Here is a 14,660-nt window from a genome sequence, read left to right as displayed (position 1 = left end):
CACCTTAGAAGCGGCTCAGTTTCAACTGGACGATAGGCAAGATGACCGACTTCGCCCCGGATGCCGGCTTCGGCAAGAAGAATCCGAAACTGAAAAGCGCACTCCTGCAGCATAAAGCTCTCTCCCCCGCCGGTCTCTCCGAACGCCTGTTCGGTCTGCTCTTTTCCGGACTCGTCTACCCGCAGATCTGGGAGGACCCGATTGTCGACATGGAAGCGATGCAGATCCGCCCCGGACATCGGATCGTGACGATCGGTTCCGGCGGCTGCAACATGCTGACCTACCTCTCGGCCGCGCCTGCCCGAATAGACGTGGTCGATCTCAATCCCCATCACATCGCGCTCAACCGGCTGAAGCTTTCGGCCTTTCGCCACCTGCCGAGCCACAAGGACGTGGTGCGGTTCCTCGCCGTCGAGGGTACGCGCACGAATGGCCAGGCTTACGACGTGTTCCTCGCTCCCAAGCTCGATCCGGCAACCCGCGCCTATTGGAGCGGCCGGGATTTCACCGGCCGCCGGCGCATCGGCGTCTTCCGGCGCAACATTTACCGTACCGGCCTGCTCGGCCGCTTCATTGCCGCGAGCCATGTTCTCGCACGGCTGCATGGCGTCAATCCTGAAGATTTCGCGAAGGCGCGCTCCATGCGCGAGCAGCGGCAGTTCTTCGAAGACAAGCTCGCTCCGCTCTTCGAGCGTCCGGTCATCCGGTGGATCACCAGCCGCAAGAGCTCCCTTTTCGGCCTCGGCATCCCGCCGCAGCAGTTCGACGAACTCGCGAGCCTGAGCAGGGAGAAATCCGTCGCCGCGGTGCTGCGCAATCGCCTGGAAAAGCTGACCTGTCATTTCCCCTTGCGCGATAACTACTTCGCCTGGCAGGCCTTTGCGCGGCGCTACCCGCGGCCGGACGAGGGCGAGTTGCCGCCTTATCTTCAGGCATCGCGATACGAAGCGATTCGCAACAATGCGGAGCGCGTCGAGATCCACCATGCGAGCTTCACCGAGCTTCTCGCCGGCAAGCCCGCCGCCTCCGTCGACCGCTACGTGCTCCTCGACGCACAGGACTGGATGACCGACCAGCAGCTGAACGACCTCTGGATGGAGATCACCCGCACCGCCGACGCCGGCGCGGCGGTGATCTTCCGCACGGCGGCGGAAGCGAGCATCCTGCCGGGGCGCCTCTCCACCACGCTCCTCGATCAGTGGCACTACGATGCCGAGACCTCGATGAGGCTCGGCGCCGAGGATCGGTCGGCGATCTATGGCGGCTTCCACATCTATCGGAAGAAAGCATGAGCGCCGTGCAGACTGCGAATGAAGGCCAGGCTCACCTCATGGACCGCATGTATCGCTATCAGCGGTACATCTATGATTTCACTCGCAAATACTATCTCTTCGGCCGGGACACGCTGATCCGTGAATTGAACCCGCCGCCGGGTGCATCCGTGCTGGAAGTCGGTTGCGGCACGGGCCGCAATCTCGCCGTGCTCGGGGAACTCTACCCCGATGCGCGCCTCTTCGGCCTCGATATCTCGGCCGAGATGCTGGCGACCGCCAAAGCCAAGCTCCGGCGCCGCAATCGGCCCGACGCAGTGTTGCGGGTCGCCGACGCGACGAACTTCACTGCCGCCTCCTTCGATCAGGAAGGCTTCGACCGGATCGTCATCTCCTACGCGCTTTCCATGGTTCCCGAATGGGAAAAGGCGGTCGATGCCGCGATTGCCGCGCTCAAGCCGGGCGGCTCGCTGCATATCGTCGATTTCGGCCAGCAGGAAGGTTGGCCGGCCGGCTTCCGCCGCCTCCTCCAGGCCTGGCTCGGACGTTTCCACGTCACGCCGCGCGAATCGCTTTTTGACGCGATGCGCAAAAGGGCCGAGAGAAACGGAGCGGCGCTCGAGATCAGATCGCTCGGACGAGGCTATGCCTGGCTCGCCGTCTATCGTCGCGCGGCACCGTAGCGGACGATGGCGGAAGCATTCGGCTGCAATTCACACTTGAGCTAACGCAATTTTTACGATGATATGGTGAAAAGGAGGTCACGCCTCCCTGGGGGACATCACCAATCATGGAAACCATCGCGTGAGGCAGGATCGTCGTTCGTCTCGAAACGGAACCCCCATGCGCCGGCTTCTCCTGGCATTGCTGCCCATCGCCTCCATTCTCTCTTCCTGTACGTCCACCGATTACGACCTCGTCAAGACGGCCTCCATTCAGCCGCGCTTCCACGATACGGATCCGCAGGATTTCGGCGGCAGCACGCCGCACCATCACAGCGTTCACGGAATCGACGTCTCCAAGTGGAACGGCGACATCGATTGGCGAAAGGTCAAGAATTCCGGCGTGTCCTTCGCGTTCATCAAGGCAACCGAAGGCAAGGACCGGCTGGACTCGCGCTTCCACGAATATTGGCAGCAGGCGCGCGCCGTCGGCCTCGCCTACGCGCCCTATCATTTCTATTATTTCTGCTCCACCGCCGACGCCCAGGCCGACTGGTTCATTGCCAACGTGCCGAAGAGCGCCGTCCACCTGCCGCCCGTCCTGGATGTCGAATGGAACGGCGAATCGAAGACCTGCCGCTACCGGCCGGCGCCGGACACCGTGCGGTCCGAAATGAAGCGGTTCATGGACCGGCTCGAGGCCCATTACGGCAAACGGCCGATCATCTACACGTCCGTCGATTTTCACCGCGACAATCTGGTCGGCGCCTTCAACGACTATCATTTCTGGGTGCGCTCGGTAGCCAAGCACCCAAAGGACATCTACGTCGAACGCCGCTGGGCCTTTTGGCAATATACCAGCACCGGGGTGATCCCCGGCATTCAGGGCAGCACGGACATCAACGCCTTCGCCGGTTCCGCCAGGAACTGGCAGAAGTGGGTCGCGACCGTCTCGCAGGCAAGATAGACCAGAGGACGGGGCGGCATGGTCCGCATTTTTCTTCATTCGGTCATAATGCTCTGAGAGAGCATCGATAGATTTCATTCTCGACAGACTTCGGGCCCGGCGGCATTCCGTGCGGCCGGCCACGGAAAGGAATTGTAATGACAGGCACAGCGCGCAAAGCCCTTCTCTCCCTCGGATTTCTTGCCATCGCCGGCACGCCGGCCCTGGCGCAAGCTCCGGCTCAGTCGGGAAACCCAGCCGCCGCGTGCGGCGGCGACCTCAGCTCCTTTCTGGAGGGCGTCAAGGCAGAAGCGGTCGCCAAGGGCATTCCCGCAGACGTCGCCGATCGGGCGCTCGCAGGCGCCGCGATCGACCAGAAGGTGCTCAGCCGCGACCGCACCCAGGGCGTGTTCAAGCAGACCTTCACCGAATTTTCGAAGCGAACCGTCAGCAAGTCGCGCCTCGACATCGGTGCGCAGAAAATGCGGGAATATGCCGACGTCTTTGACCGGGCCGAGCAGGAATTCGGCATACCGGCGCCCGTGATCACCGCGTTCTGGGCGATGGAAACCGACTTCGGCGCCGTGCAGGGCGATTTCAATACGCGCAACGCGCTGGTGACGCTGGCGCATGACTGCCGCCGCCCGGAAATGTTCCGGCCGCAGCTTCTCGCCGCAATCGAGATGGTGCAGCACGGCGATCTCGATCCCGCGACGACAACCGGCGCATGGGCGGGCGAGATCGGCCAGGTACAGATGCTGCCTGAGGACATCATCGCCTATGGCGTCGACGGCGACGGCGACGGCCATGTCGATCTCAAGAAGAGTTCTCCGGATGCCATTCTGACGGCGGCGAAATTCATCCAGAGCCTGGGCTTCAAGCCCGGGGAGCCGTGGATTCAGGAGGTCCGTGTCCCGGAGCAACTGCCTTGGGAGAAGACGGGCCTGCAGTCCGGCATGACCGCCGGCGACTGGTTCGCACTCGGTGTCGAGCCGCGTGACGGCAACACCTCCAACAGTGGGCTCGAAGCCTCGCTGGTTCTCCCTCAGGGCCGCAAAGGCGCCGCTTTCCTGACCTACCCGAACTTCAAGATCTATCTCGAGTGGAATCAGTCCTTCATCTACACGACCTCCGCCGCCTATTTCGCGACCCGGCTTGCCGGTGCGCCTCCCTATCAGCAGGGCAATCCGGAACCGGGGCTCGGCGACGCCGAGATGAAAGCCCTGCAGACCAGATTGCAGGCGCTTGGTCACGACGTCGGCAAGATCGACGGCATTCTCGGCTCGGGCACGCGGGCCGCACTGCAGAAGGAGCAGTTGAAGCTCGGCCTTCCCGCCGACGGCTGGGCAACACCGGGCCTGCTGGAGGCGCTTTAACCTTTGGCAGGACGCAAGAAGCGGGTGGCGACACCCGCTTCGCCGCAATACTGCTTGCACAATTCTGAATTGTCGGGCTCCTATTCCGGCTTAGAGCGCGGTCGTTCCGGATGGGCGCACGAAGTGCGCTCCAACTTATTCGGTCGACGCATCGTGCTTTCCGAAATCGTCCGATTTCGGGCCGATGCGGCAGCTGCTGCGCAGGCAAGATATGGCTTCACCCGCAAATTCCATCAGCACCCACATGACCATGCGCCTCTGGGCACTGCTCGGGCTGCTCGGTCTCATCTGGGGCGGTTCCTTCTTCTTCGCCCGGGTGGCCGTTGCCCATGTGCCGCCTTTCACGCTCGTGCTTTTGCGTCTCGGCCTCGCTGCCCTCGCCCTGCATCTCTATCTTCGCGGCCGACACGGCATATATCCGGCGCTCGCCGGGCGCTGGCGCGAGTTCCTGCTCATGGGGCTCATCAACAACGCCATTCCGCATGCGTTCATCTTTCTCGGCCAGACGCATATCGGCGCCGGTCTCGCTGCAATCCTCAACGCCACGACGCCGGTCTGGACGGTGCTCATCGCGAATGTCGCGACCGAGGATGAAAAGCTGAGCACCGCGAAGTTCAGCGGTTGCCTGCTTGGGCTTGCCGGTACCGTCGTGCTCATAGGGCCGAGTGCGCTTGCCGGCCTCTTCGGCGCTGCCGGCGACGTGCCGCTCTGGGCGCTGGTCCTGCCGGTCCTGGCGGCAGTCAGCTACGGCTTTTCCGCTTCTTACGGCAAACGCTTCCGCAATCTGGCCGCGCCGGTGACGGCCGCCGGGCAATTGACGGCATCGACGCTCATCATGCTGCCGGTCGCGGTCCTCGTCGACATGCCATGGACCCTGCCCATGCCGCCGCTCACGACCGTGCTCGCGATCCTCGGACTGGCGCTCGTCTCGACCGCCTATGCCTATATCCTGTTCTTCCGCATCATGGCCGAAGCGGGCGCCACCAACACCTCGCTGGTAACGCTGCTCGTCCCGCCAAGCGCCATCCTGCTTGGCTATCTCTTCCTGGGAGAAATACTGCAGGCGACGGATATCGGGGGCATGCTGCTCATCGCCGTCGGCCTGGCGATCCTGGATGGGCGCGTCCTGAAGCTCGGATATTCCGCCGGACGGTGACCGTTCCGCGCGCCACGATCCGCCCGGCGGGCGCCGGTAGACTGATTCACCGTCTTTTTCACACACTCACGCAGCGTTACAGATGTTTACATTAACCTCCTGGCAGGAATTGTGAATAAAATGTGGCATTCAGAATAGTTGATTATTTTCAACATATTACATGTATTCATGAAAAAATCGGAGATAGGGAATTTCGCAGTGCAGCACAAGTTTCGCTTTCACATGCCGTTTTTTCGCCCTATGTTTTACCCGTCAACGCAGGGAGGATCAGCTTATGGGACTTACACACTCGTTGAACGTCCTTATGATCAGTGCAGCGTTCGCATTCGTGGCCGTAATGCTTTTCGTGTGATTCAGGGCCACTGACAGTCCAGCCGAAACGGGGACTTTAATTTCCGGAAAATCCATTTTGCAGCAAGGTCTCACCGCCGCTCAGGCGCAATAGTTCGACAGGCTGCAACAATCAGAAAGCCCATGAATGCTGCGGCATTCATGGGCTTTCGCTATGGTGCTGTTTATCCGAGGTCGGCCGTCATGCCCTCGCGACGGCCCGGACCGGGCGTTCCGTGTCTGCCGGCTGAGCCGGCGCGAGTTCCGGATCATAGCCCATCAGTTCGCAAACGGCAGTTATGAGCTGCGGGCGGTTCATCGTGTAGAGGTGGAAATCGCTGACGCCGCGCCGGACGAGATCGGTGATCTGTTCGGCCGCGATATGGGCCGCCTCCCGGAAACGCCCTTCCGGCTGATCGTCAAGAGGGCCCAGCCGCGAGACGATCGACTCCGGAACTCTGGCGCCGCAAAGACCGGCAAATTTCTGCACCTGGGTGAGATTATTGATCGGCAGTATCCCGGGTACGATCGGGATCGCGATGCCCGCGCTCCTTACGCGTTCCAGATAGCGCTCGAAGTCGTCATTGTCGAAGAAGAACTGCGTAAGCGCGCGCGTTGCGCCATTGTCGACCTTGCGCTTCAGCATGTCTATGTCGGCAGCGACGTCGGGGCTCTCCGGATGCTTTTCCGGATAGGCGGAGACGGAGATCTCGAAATCGCCGCGCGCCCGCAGGGCCTCGACGAGGGCGGCGGCATTTTCGTAGCCGCCCGGAAAGGGCTCGTAGACGCTGCCGATACCGCCTTGCGGATCACCCCTCAACGCCACGAAATGGCGCACGCCGCAGGCGACGAACTCGTCGATGACCGCATCCACCTCCGCCTTCGGCGCGCCGACGCAAGTGAGATGCGCGGCCGTATTCCCGATCTCCATCTCCCCGATCATCCGCTTGACCGTCGTCAGGGAGCGCGCCTTGGTCGACCCGCCGGCACCGTAGGTCACGGTGACGAAGGCGGGCGCGAAGACGGAGAGAGCCGTGACGGTCTGAAAGAGTTGCGCCTCCATCTCGTCGTTCTTCGGAGGGAAGTACTCGAAGGAAAATCTAAGACCGTCGCAGTCCACGGGATAAGGCGTCCGTCCGTTCATTCTCAAACTCCCCCTGCATGAAGACGCTGGCGCGGCAAGTCGGCAACGGTTTCGACCGCGCGCTGATCGCGCGCCAGCCAGATGGTGACAGTCAGCTTCCCCTCCTGCCCGCCTTCCGGCGCAAGATCGGTCGTCTTCTCGAGCGAAAGATCCGCCTTCTGCAGCCATTCGCTCATTGTCTGGTGCGAGAAGCCCAGGCGCGCATGGGCATGGTCGTCACGCAGGTGTTCAAGCCCGTGCGGCGCGAAATCGATGATCACGAGCCGGCCGCCCGGGACGAGCATGCGCGCGGCCTCGGCAATCGCCGCCTCGGGTTCCTCGAGATAATGCAGCACCTGATGGATCGTGACGAGATCGAAGGATTGACCATCAAGCGGCAGGTTGAAGATGTCGCCGTGGCGGATCGACGCCTTGGTGATGCCGGCCCTGTCCAGGTTGGACCGCGCCACCGCCAGCATGTCGCGGCTGGCGTCGACGCCGATGCCGCGACGGTAAATGCCCTCGAAGAGCTGCAGGATACGTCCGGTTCCTGTGCCGAGGTCGAGCAGGCTGTCGACCGGCTCGTCGCCGACCATCGCCTTGAGCGCCGCCTCGACGTCGCCTTCGGCGATGTGCAGACGTCTGAGCTTGTCCCATTCGGCGGCGTTGCGGCTGAAATAGGCCTGCGCCTTCTCCGCGCGGGTTCTCTTCAACGTGGCAAGGCGGATTGCATCCCTGGCCAGAATTGCATCGTCGGCTGCAGCCGATGCGAGAAGCTCGCGGATCAGCGCGACGCGACGGCCCTCCTGCCGCAGGCGGAAATAGGCCCAGGCGCCTTCCTGATAGCGATCGATGAGCGCGACCTCGGCCAGCAATTTCAGATGACGGGAAATGCGCGGCTGCGACTGCCCGAGAATTTCGGTAAGATCGGTGACCGTCAGGTCGCCGGCCGAGAGAAGGGCCAGCAGGCGCAGGCGCGTCGGCTCGCCCGCCGCCTTCAGCACGTCGACCAGCGCATCCAAACCAAGCGTTTCCCGATCAGCCATAGCCTTCCCCATCAACACATAAAGATATGTTTATGTGATTTGTGGCGGCCGCGCAAGAGATTTGCGCATAGAGGCAATGGAATGGCGCCTGGAGGATAGAACGGCTGGACCTTGCGGTCGCCCGGCCGACAAATGGCGCGCTACGATCTGTGGAGATTTCAGAACGCTTCGGGAGCAGGCTCTGCCCGTCGACCTCTGGACCGGAGGACCCACACGCCGGGCATAGCAGCCGAACTCCGTGGATGACGCGGTGCATGCAACGGACTGCGCGTAACGCCGCCTGTTTGAGTATCGGTCGCTTGTGAACGGATCCTCGGGTCAAGCCCCGAGGATGCGCGGCGAAGCCCGGCGATGGCGACCCGGAGAAGCCGCCTTCGCTGGATGTGCAGGCTCAAAGAACGCGGTCAGCGATGCGCCGCCGCAAACCTATGACGGTCAACGCGTCAGGCGCTTGTAGGTTACGCGCTTCGGATTGACCGAGTCCGGGCCGAGGCGGCGGATCTTGTCCTTTTCATAATCCTCGAAATTGCCTTCGAACCACTCGACGTGGCTGTCGCCCTCGAAGGCGAGGATATGGGTGGCAAGGCGGTCGAGGAACATGCGGTCGTGGCTGATGATAACGGCGCAACCCGCGAAGTTTTCCAGCGCATCTTCCAGTGCGGCCAGGGTCTCGGTGTCGAGGTCGTTGGTCGGTTCGTCGAGCAGGACGACGTTGCCGCCGGACTTCAGCATCTTGGCAAGGTGAACGCGGTTGCGCTGGCCGCCCGAAAGCGTGCCGACCTTCTGTTGCTGATCGCCGCCCTTGAAGTTGAAGGTCGAGCAATAGGCCCGCGAATTGACCTCGTGATTGCCGAGCTTGATGATGTCGTTGCCGCCCGAGATTTCTTCCCAGACCGTCTTGTTGGCGTCGAGCGCATCGCGGCTCTGGTCGACATAGGCGAGCTGCACGCTGTCCCCGATCCGGATGGAACCGTCGTCGGGCTGCTCCTGGCCGGTGATCATGCGGAAGAGCGTCGTCTTGCCGGCGCCGTTCGGGCCGATGACGCCGACGATGCCGCCCGGCGGCAGCTTGAAGCTCAGGCCTTCGATCAGCAGCTGGTCGCCATAACCCTTGGAAATATTCTCCGCCTCGATGACCACCTGTCCCAGCCGTTCGCCCACGGGAATGACGATCTGCGCATCGCCCGGACGCCGGTCCGCAGCCGCCTCGACCAGCTCGTCATAGGCGCGAATACGAGCCTTGGACTTCGCCTGGCGGGCCTTGGGGCTTGAAGAGATCCACTCCTGCTCGCGGCTGATGGCCTTCTGGCGGGCAGCCTCTTCGCGTCCTTCCTGCGCCATGCGCTTGGCCTTCGCCTGCAGATAGGCGGAGTAGTTGCCCTCATAGGGAATGCCCCGTCCGCGGTCGAGTTCGAGAATCCAGCCTGTGACGTTGTCGAGGAAGTAGCGATCGTGCGTGACCATCAGCACGGCGCCCGGATATTCGCGCAGGTGTTTTTCGAGCCAGGCGATCGTTTCCGCGTCGAGGTGGTTGGTCGGTTCGTCGAGCAGAAGCAGTTCGGGCTGCGACAGCAGAAGCTTGCAAAGCGCCACGCGGCGCTTCTCACCGCCGGAGAGATTGGTGACCTCCGCATCGCCCGGAGGGCAACGCAACGCTTCCATCGCCATTTCCACCTGACTGTCGAGGTCCCAGAGGTTCTGGCTGTCGATGACGTCCTGGAGCTTGGCGCCCTCTTCCGCGGTTTCGTCGGAATAGTTCATCATCAGCTCGTTGTAGCGGTCGAGGATCGCCTTCTTGGCAGCCACCCCTTCCATCACGTTCTCGAGCACGTTCTTCTGAGGATCGAGTTGCGGCTCCTGTGCGAGATAGCCGACCCTCGCACCTTCGGCGACCCAGGCCTCACCGGTGTATTCGGTATCAAGGCCGGCCATGATCCGGAGCACGGTCGACTTACCGGCCCCGTTCGGGCCGAGAATGCCGATCTTCGCCTCCGGATAGAAGGAGAGATGGATGTTCTCGAGGACCTTCTTGTTGCCGTAGGCCTTGTTCAGCCCGGCCATGTGATAGATGAATTGACGTGCCATAGAGGAAATGCTCCGCATCGGAAGGGAATTTTGCCCGCTATGTAGGCGAATTATGGTGGCGGGGCAACGCCAAAGGCCCCTGCCCCCGCGCTCCCCCCGCCGCCTCCTCAATGCGAATTGCGGTCCGGATCAGCCCCGCCCGGCAGCGTCTGCGACCCCCTTCGCGCATTTGAATTCCGTCGGCCCCGCCGCCTGGATCAAATCCGCCAGCTCGGCTTTGCCCGAGAGGTCGCCCGAGAGCCCGATCGTCAGCCCGGTAATCACGTCGCGGCCGTTCACCGACTGGCAACGCATGCGCACCCGGTCTCCGGCCCCCGCCCCGAAAGTCTGGTCGAAGGCCTGCTTGATCTGTTTTTCGTCGAGTTCCTTGCCGATCCCGCCGGCGAAGAGCGCACGCACCGCCGACCGGTTGAGCTCGTCCAGAAGCCGGAGCTGCAGCGCGAAGTAGTCCTCGGCATTTGCCGTCTGGCAGGTACCGTTGCGCAGCCATTGGTGCCGGTCCAGACCGGACTTGACGCCTGGCATGGCCACGAGCAGGCGCTTGGCCGTCTCATCCCCCATGGCGACTTCCGGCAGTTCCAGCCAATCGCCCTTGCGGTCGCGCGCTTTCAGATCCGCCTCCACGCCGCAATAGCTCTTCTTGAGCGGCCATAGTCCATGAAGCGAGAAATTCGTGGCGTCGAAGCGCTCCGCGGTCTGATCGACGCATTCCTTGCGATCGGGCCGGGTCTCGCAGAATCCCGGCTGCCAACTCACGGCGAGGACATATTCCGTCCTTCCCGCGCCGGTTTCGCCCTCGCTCGCCTCACTCTCCTGAGCCGCAGCGAGGGGCGCATTCGCCAAACCCAGCGCCAGCGCCGCCAACCTGATCAGATGCATCATCGCCCTTGTCTTCATTGCCCCCAAAGGAAACAAAACAGGAACAAATAACCCCATATACGGGAAAATTGCAACCCTGAATCGCATCTGCGGATTCGTTGTGATCTCATGCGCAACGAGCAACAAGCTGCGGTTGCCTTTCCCACCCAAATCGATTTGATATCCGCACGGCATCCGCAAGTGGGGAGAGCGCATGGCATGTTCGGGCAGGTGAGGACACATCGAAGCCCGACCGGCGCGACGCTCGGCTGGCGCCATCTCGGCGCCGCGGGCGAACCGCAAGGCATTCTCGTCATCAGCCACGGCCTTGCCGAGCATTCCGGCCGCTATGCCCGCTTTGCCGAAGCCATGGCCGGCCAAGGTTTCCACGTCTACGCCCATGACCACCGCGGCCACGGCACGAGCTGTGCCCCCGATGCATGTCCCGCCATGTTCGCGCAGCGGGACGGCGCGGCCAAGGTCGTCGCGGATCTCCGCGCGCTCCGCGATATGGCGGTGGCCAGCCAACCCGGCCTGCCGGTCGTGCTGTTCGGCCATTCGATGGGCGGCCTGATCGCGCTGAACGCCGCCGAAACCGATCCGGAACTCTACGACGCGCTTGCTGTGTGGAACTCCAATTTCCGGCCCGGCCTTGCCGGGCGCGGCGGCCAGTTGCTGCTGGCGATCGAGAAGATGCTGAAGGGTTCGGACGTGCCAAGTCCGCTCGTGACGAAACTCACCTTCGGTGCCTGGAGCACCAGCATCGCCGACCGGCAGACCGATTTCGATTGGCTCTCGCGCGATAAGAGCGAGGTTGCCAAATATCTCGAAGATCCGCTCTGTGGTTTCGACCCGACCGTATCGCTGTGGCTCGACGTATTCGCCTTCGCCTTTGCCGGCGCCCGCTCCGACCGGCTGTCGCGGCTCCCGTCAAGCCTGCCGGTTTACCTCGTCGGCGGCAGCGCCGATCCTTCCACCCTCAACGGAGAGGCCGTTCGCTGGCTGGGCAACCGCATGAAAGCGCGGGGCATGACGGATGTCACGATCGTAATTCACGAGGGCATGCGCCACGAAACCCTCAACGAGATCGGCCGGGAAAAAGCGATGACGGAGTTCGCCGCCTGGTGCCTGAAGGCAGTCGGGGGAAAGCGGCACCGTCCATGAGCGAGCTCTCCCTTTCCAAGGCGGCAATCGACCACAACCGGATCTCCTACGGCCTGACGCTGATGGTCCTTTCGGTGTTGCTGTCGCCGCTGATCGACGTCTTCTCGAAGCTCGCCATAGCGACGGTTCCCTCGGCCGAGATCACGGCGGCACGCTTCCTGCTGCAGATCGTCTTCATCCTGCCGATCGTCCTTCTGCGCGGCACGCTGTTCGATCTCACCTGGCGCAAGAGTGCGCTGCATGCGCTGCGTGGCGGCCTTTTGGTGGTGACCATGCTTTCCTTCATCACCACGCTGAAGGTCATGGAGGTGGCCGATGCCATCGCTATCTTCTTCGTGGAACCGATCATCCTCACCATTCTCGGCAGCATTTTCCTCAAGGAGACGATCGGCTGGCGCCGTTACACCGCCTGCGCTGTCGGCTTCCTCGGTTCGCTGCTCGTCATCCAGCCGATCATGCAGGAAGTTGGTTGGGTCGCGCTTCTGCCGATCGTCGCCGCCTTCGGTCTCGCCGTTTTCCTGCTCGTGACGCGCATGGTCGCGCAGAACGAGGACCCCTGGTCGATGCAGTTCCATGCCGGCATCTGGGGAGGCCTCTTCTGTCTCGCGCTGCTCTGGTTCGGCGAGGGCAGCGGATCGAGCGTCTTCGATCCGGTCTGGCCGGACGGGCGCGCCTGGTACTATCTGTTGGGAGTCGGCGTCACCGCGACGATCTCCGGCGTGCTCGGCGTCTATGCCTATCGGGCGGCGCCGGCCTCGGTGCTCGCGCCGCTGCAATATCTCGAGATCGTCTCGGCGACGATTTTCGGCTGGCTCGTCTTCGGCGATCTGCCGGACGCGCTGAAATGGCTGGGTATCGCGATCATCATCGGCTCAGGACTTTATATCATCTGGCGCGAGCGACAGGTGCAGAAGACGGCGGGTATCGCGCCGGTGTCGCCGGCGATCTGACAGCGGCGAAACAGGACAGCATTTGGGAGGTGCACATGAAAACGGGCGGACAACTGGTGGTGGAGGCGCTTGCCGCAAACGGGGTGAAGCGCATCTCTTGCGTACCGGGAGAAAGCTATCTGGCGGTGCTCGATGCGCTTTACGACGCCGACATCGAGGTCGTCGTCTGCCGGCAGGAGGGCGGGGCCGCAATGATGGCGGATGCCTGGGGGCGGCTGACGGGCGAGCCCGGCATCTGCATGGTCACCCGCGGCCCCGGCGCGACCAATGCCTCGGCCGGACTCCACGTGGCCCGGCAGGATTCGGTTCCGATGATCCTCTTCATCGGCCAGGTACAGCGCGACGCCCGCGAGCGGGAGGCTTTTCAGGAAATCGAGTATCGCCGGGCCTTTACCGAAGTCGCAAAATGGGTCGGCGAAATCGACGATCCGGCGCGCATCCCGGAATTCGTGACGCGTGCCTTCGCCGTCGCGACGTCCGGCCGTCCCGGCCCCGTGGTCCTGACCTTGCCGGAAGACATGCTGACACAGAGCGCCGAAGCACCGGCCGCACGCGCTTACCGGCCGGTGGAAAGCCACCCCGGCCCAGGCCAGATCTCTCAGCTTGCAGAGCTTCTCTCCACCGCGAAAAGGCCGATCGCCATTCTCGGCGGTACTCGCTGGTCCGCCGAGGCCGTAGCCGGATTCCAGAGCTTCGCCGAGCGTTGGCAGCTGCCTGTCGGCTGCTCCTTCCGCCGCCAGATGCTTTTCGACCACCTGCATCCGAACTATGCGGGCGATGTCGGCATCGGCATCAACCCGTCGCTGGCAGGCGAAATCCGGGATGCCGACCTCGTCCTCCTCGTCGGCGGGCGGTTCTCGGAGATGCCTTCCTCCGGCTACACGCTGATCGACGTCCCCTACCCCAGGCAGACCCTGGTGCATGTCCATCCGGATCCGGGCGAACTCGGCCGGGTCTACCGTCCGGACCTCGCAATTGCCGCGAGCCCGCGCGACTTCGTCGCGGCGCTCTCTAGCCTGACGCCTGCGGCCGAGCCCCATTGGTCCGCCCGCACCGGGGAAATGCATGCGGCCTACCTCAAATGGTCGACGCCGCCGGAGAAGGGACCGGGCGACGTGCAGATGGGCCCGATCGTGAACTGGCTGGAGGCGAATACGGGGCCGGAGACGATCTTCACCAACGGTGCAGGCAACTACGCCACCTGGCTCCATCGCTTCCACCGTTTCAGGCGTTACGGGACGCAGGCTGCTCCCGCTTCCGGTTCGATGGGTTACGGCCTGCCGGCCGCAGTCGCGGCCAAGCAGCTGCATCGCGACCGCGAGGTGGTCTGCTTTGCCGGGGACGGCTGTTTCCTCATGCACGGCCAGGAGTTCGCGACCGCCGTCCGCTACGAACTCCCCATCATCGTGCTCGTCGTCAACAACGGTATCTACGGTACCATCCGCATGCATCAGGAGCGCGATTATCCCGGCCGCGTCAGCGCTACGGATCTGACGAACCCGGATTTCGCAGCGCTCGCCCGCGCCTATGGCGGCCACGGCGAAACGGTGGCGAGGACGGAAGAATTTGCAGGCGCCTTCCTGCGGGCGCGTGAGAGCGGCAAGCCGGCCATCATCGAGATCAAGCTCGACCCGGAAGCGATCACGCCGACGCGGACGCTGAGCGAAATCCGCAACGGGTGAGTGCTTTTGGT

12 protein-coding genes are annotated in these 14,660 nt (G+C 63.1%); 8 read left to right on the top strand and 4 right to left on the bottom strand.

The features are described 5' to 3' along the window. The first annotated feature begins 41 nt into the window (after positions 1–41). From AC6CIG_RS05900 to AC6CIG_RS05880, 5 genes are all read left to right on the top strand, one after another. Positions 42–1,292 carry a BtaA family protein gene (locus AC6CIG_RS05900; protein WP_127712420.1) on the top strand — a complete coding sequence of 417 codons (1,251 nt, stop codon included), beginning with the start codon at positions 42–44 and terminating at the stop codon, positions 1,290–1,292. Beyond that, the gene (locus AC6CIG_RS05895; RefSeq protein WP_127712421.1) at positions 1,289–1,954 is read left to right on the top strand and encodes a class I SAM-dependent methyltransferase; all 666 of its coding nucleotides are present in this window, start codon (positions 1,289–1,291) and stop codon (positions 1,952–1,954) included. The genes AC6CIG_RS05900 and AC6CIG_RS05895 overlap by 4 nt, the downstream gene beginning before the upstream one ends. 160 nt (positions 1,955–2,114) lie before the next feature. Next, positions 2,115–2,900, top strand: a complete 786-nt coding sequence (locus AC6CIG_RS05890) for a glycoside hydrolase family 25 protein (protein ID WP_018095475.1) — start codon at positions 2,115–2,117, stop codon at positions 2,898–2,900. Between the two features lie 137 nt (positions 2,901–3,037). After that, positions 3,038–4,255: a lytic murein transglycosylase gene (locus tag AC6CIG_RS05885; RefSeq protein WP_127712422.1), complete on the top strand. Its 1,218-nt coding sequence runs from the start codon at positions 3,038–3,040 to the stop codon at positions 4,253–4,255. Positions 4,256–4,466: 211 nt separating this feature from the next. Further along, complete coding sequence (locus AC6CIG_RS05880) at positions 4,467–5,411, top strand: DMT family transporter (RefSeq protein WP_127712423.1); 945 nt, start codon at positions 4,467–4,469, stop codon at positions 5,409–5,411. 532 nt (positions 5,412–5,943) lie between these two features. Here AC6CIG_RS05880 and metF read toward each other — a convergent pair. The 4 genes from metF to AC6CIG_RS05860 form a co-directional block, all read right to left on the bottom strand. After that, positions 5,944–6,885 (bottom strand): methylenetetrahydrofolate reductase [NAD(P)H], encoded by a 942-nt coding sequence (gene metF, locus AC6CIG_RS05875; RefSeq protein WP_127712424.1) that lies wholly within the window; start codon positions 6,883–6,885, stop codon positions 5,944–5,946. A 2-nt stretch (positions 6,886–6,887) separates the two neighbouring features. After that, entirely contained in the window at positions 6,888–7,910 is a 1,023-nt protein-coding gene (locus tag AC6CIG_RS05870) for an ArsR/SmtB family transcription factor (protein ID WP_018095479.1), read from the bottom strand. 435 nt (positions 7,911–8,345) lie between these two features. Then, positions 8,346–9,995, bottom strand: a complete 1,650-nt coding sequence (gene ettA / locus AC6CIG_RS05865) for an energy-dependent translational throttle protein EttA (protein ID WP_127712425.1) — start codon at positions 9,993–9,995, stop codon at positions 8,346–8,348. A 129-nt stretch (positions 9,996–10,124) separates the two neighbouring features. Next, positions 10,125–10,892 (bottom strand): ribonuclease T2, encoded by a 768-nt coding sequence (locus AC6CIG_RS05860; RefSeq protein ID WP_127711228.1) that lies wholly within the window; start codon positions 10,890–10,892, stop codon positions 10,125–10,127. Between the two features lie 180 nt (positions 10,893–11,072). Between AC6CIG_RS05860 and AC6CIG_RS05855 the strand changes: the two genes are divergently transcribed. The 3 genes from AC6CIG_RS05855 to AC6CIG_RS05845 are packed head-to-tail and all read left to right on the top strand — an operon-like array spanning position 11,073 to position 14,649. Continuing rightward, complete coding sequence (locus tag AC6CIG_RS05855; RefSeq protein ID WP_127711230.1) at positions 11,073–12,017, top strand: alpha/beta hydrolase; 945 nt, start codon at positions 11,073–11,075, stop codon at positions 12,015–12,017. Next, on the top strand, positions 12,014–12,967 hold the full coding sequence (locus AC6CIG_RS05850; protein ID WP_127711232.1) for a DMT family transporter: 954 nt from the start codon (positions 12,014–12,016) through the stop codon (positions 12,965–12,967). Before AC6CIG_RS05855 ends, AC6CIG_RS05850 begins: the two co-directional genes overlap by 4 nt. Positions 12,968–13,002: 35 nt before the next feature. Further along, a complete protein-coding gene (locus AC6CIG_RS05845) occupies positions 13,003–14,649 on the top strand; it encodes a thiamine pyrophosphate-binding protein (RefSeq protein WP_127711234.1) in 1,647 nt (548 codons plus the stop codon). Positions 14,650–14,660: the final 11 nt, after the last annotated feature.

The organism is Sinorhizobium sp. GQ132, assembly GCF_059758575.1.
Note: the sequence above shows the minus strand (reverse complement) of the source record. Positions and strands in the feature narration are given on the sequence as shown.

Bases quoted from the DNA above. Each gene is read 5' to 3' on its own strand.
- AC6CIG_RS05855 (WP_127711230.1), top strand. From the start codon at position 11,073: ATGTTCGGGCAGGTGAGGACACATCGAAGCCCGACCGGCGCGACGCTC.
- AC6CIG_RS05895 (WP_127712421.1), top strand. From the start codon at position 1,289: ATGAGCGCCGTGCAGACTGCGAATGAAGGCCAGGCTCACCTCATGGAC.
- ettA (WP_127712425.1), bottom strand. From the start codon at position 9,995: ATGGCACGTCAATTCATCTATCACATGGCCGGGCTGAACAAGGCCTAC.
- AC6CIG_RS05890 (WP_018095475.1), top strand. From the start codon at position 2,115: ATGCGCCGGCTTCTCCTGGCATTGCTGCCCATCGCCTCCATTCTCTCT.
- AC6CIG_RS05885 (WP_127712422.1), top strand. From the start codon at position 3,038: ATGACAGGCACAGCGCGCAAAGCCCTTCTCTCCCTCGGATTTCTTGCC.
- AC6CIG_RS05880 (WP_127712423.1), top strand. From the start codon at position 4,467: ATGGCTTCACCCGCAAATTCCATCAGCACCCACATGACCATGCGCCTC.
- AC6CIG_RS05845 (WP_127711234.1), top strand. From the start codon at position 13,003: ATGAAAACGGGCGGACAACTGGTGGTGGAGGCGCTTGCCGCAAACGGG.
- AC6CIG_RS05850 (WP_127711232.1), top strand. From the start codon at position 12,014: ATGAGCGAGCTCTCCCTTTCCAAGGCGGCAATCGACCACAACCGGATC.
- AC6CIG_RS05860 (WP_127711228.1), bottom strand. From the start codon at position 10,892: ATGAAGACAAGGGCGATGATGCATCTGATCAGGTTGGCGGCGCTGGCG.
- AC6CIG_RS05900 (WP_127712420.1), top strand. From the start codon at position 42: ATGACCGACTTCGCCCCGGATGCCGGCTTCGGCAAGAAGAATCCGAAA.
- AC6CIG_RS05870 (WP_018095479.1), bottom strand. From the start codon at position 7,910: ATGGCTGATCGGGAAACGCTTGGTTTGGATGCGCTGGTCGACGTGCTG.
- metF (WP_127712424.1), bottom strand. From the start codon at position 6,885: ATGAACGGACGGACGCCTTATCCCGTGGACTGCGACGGTCTTAGATTT.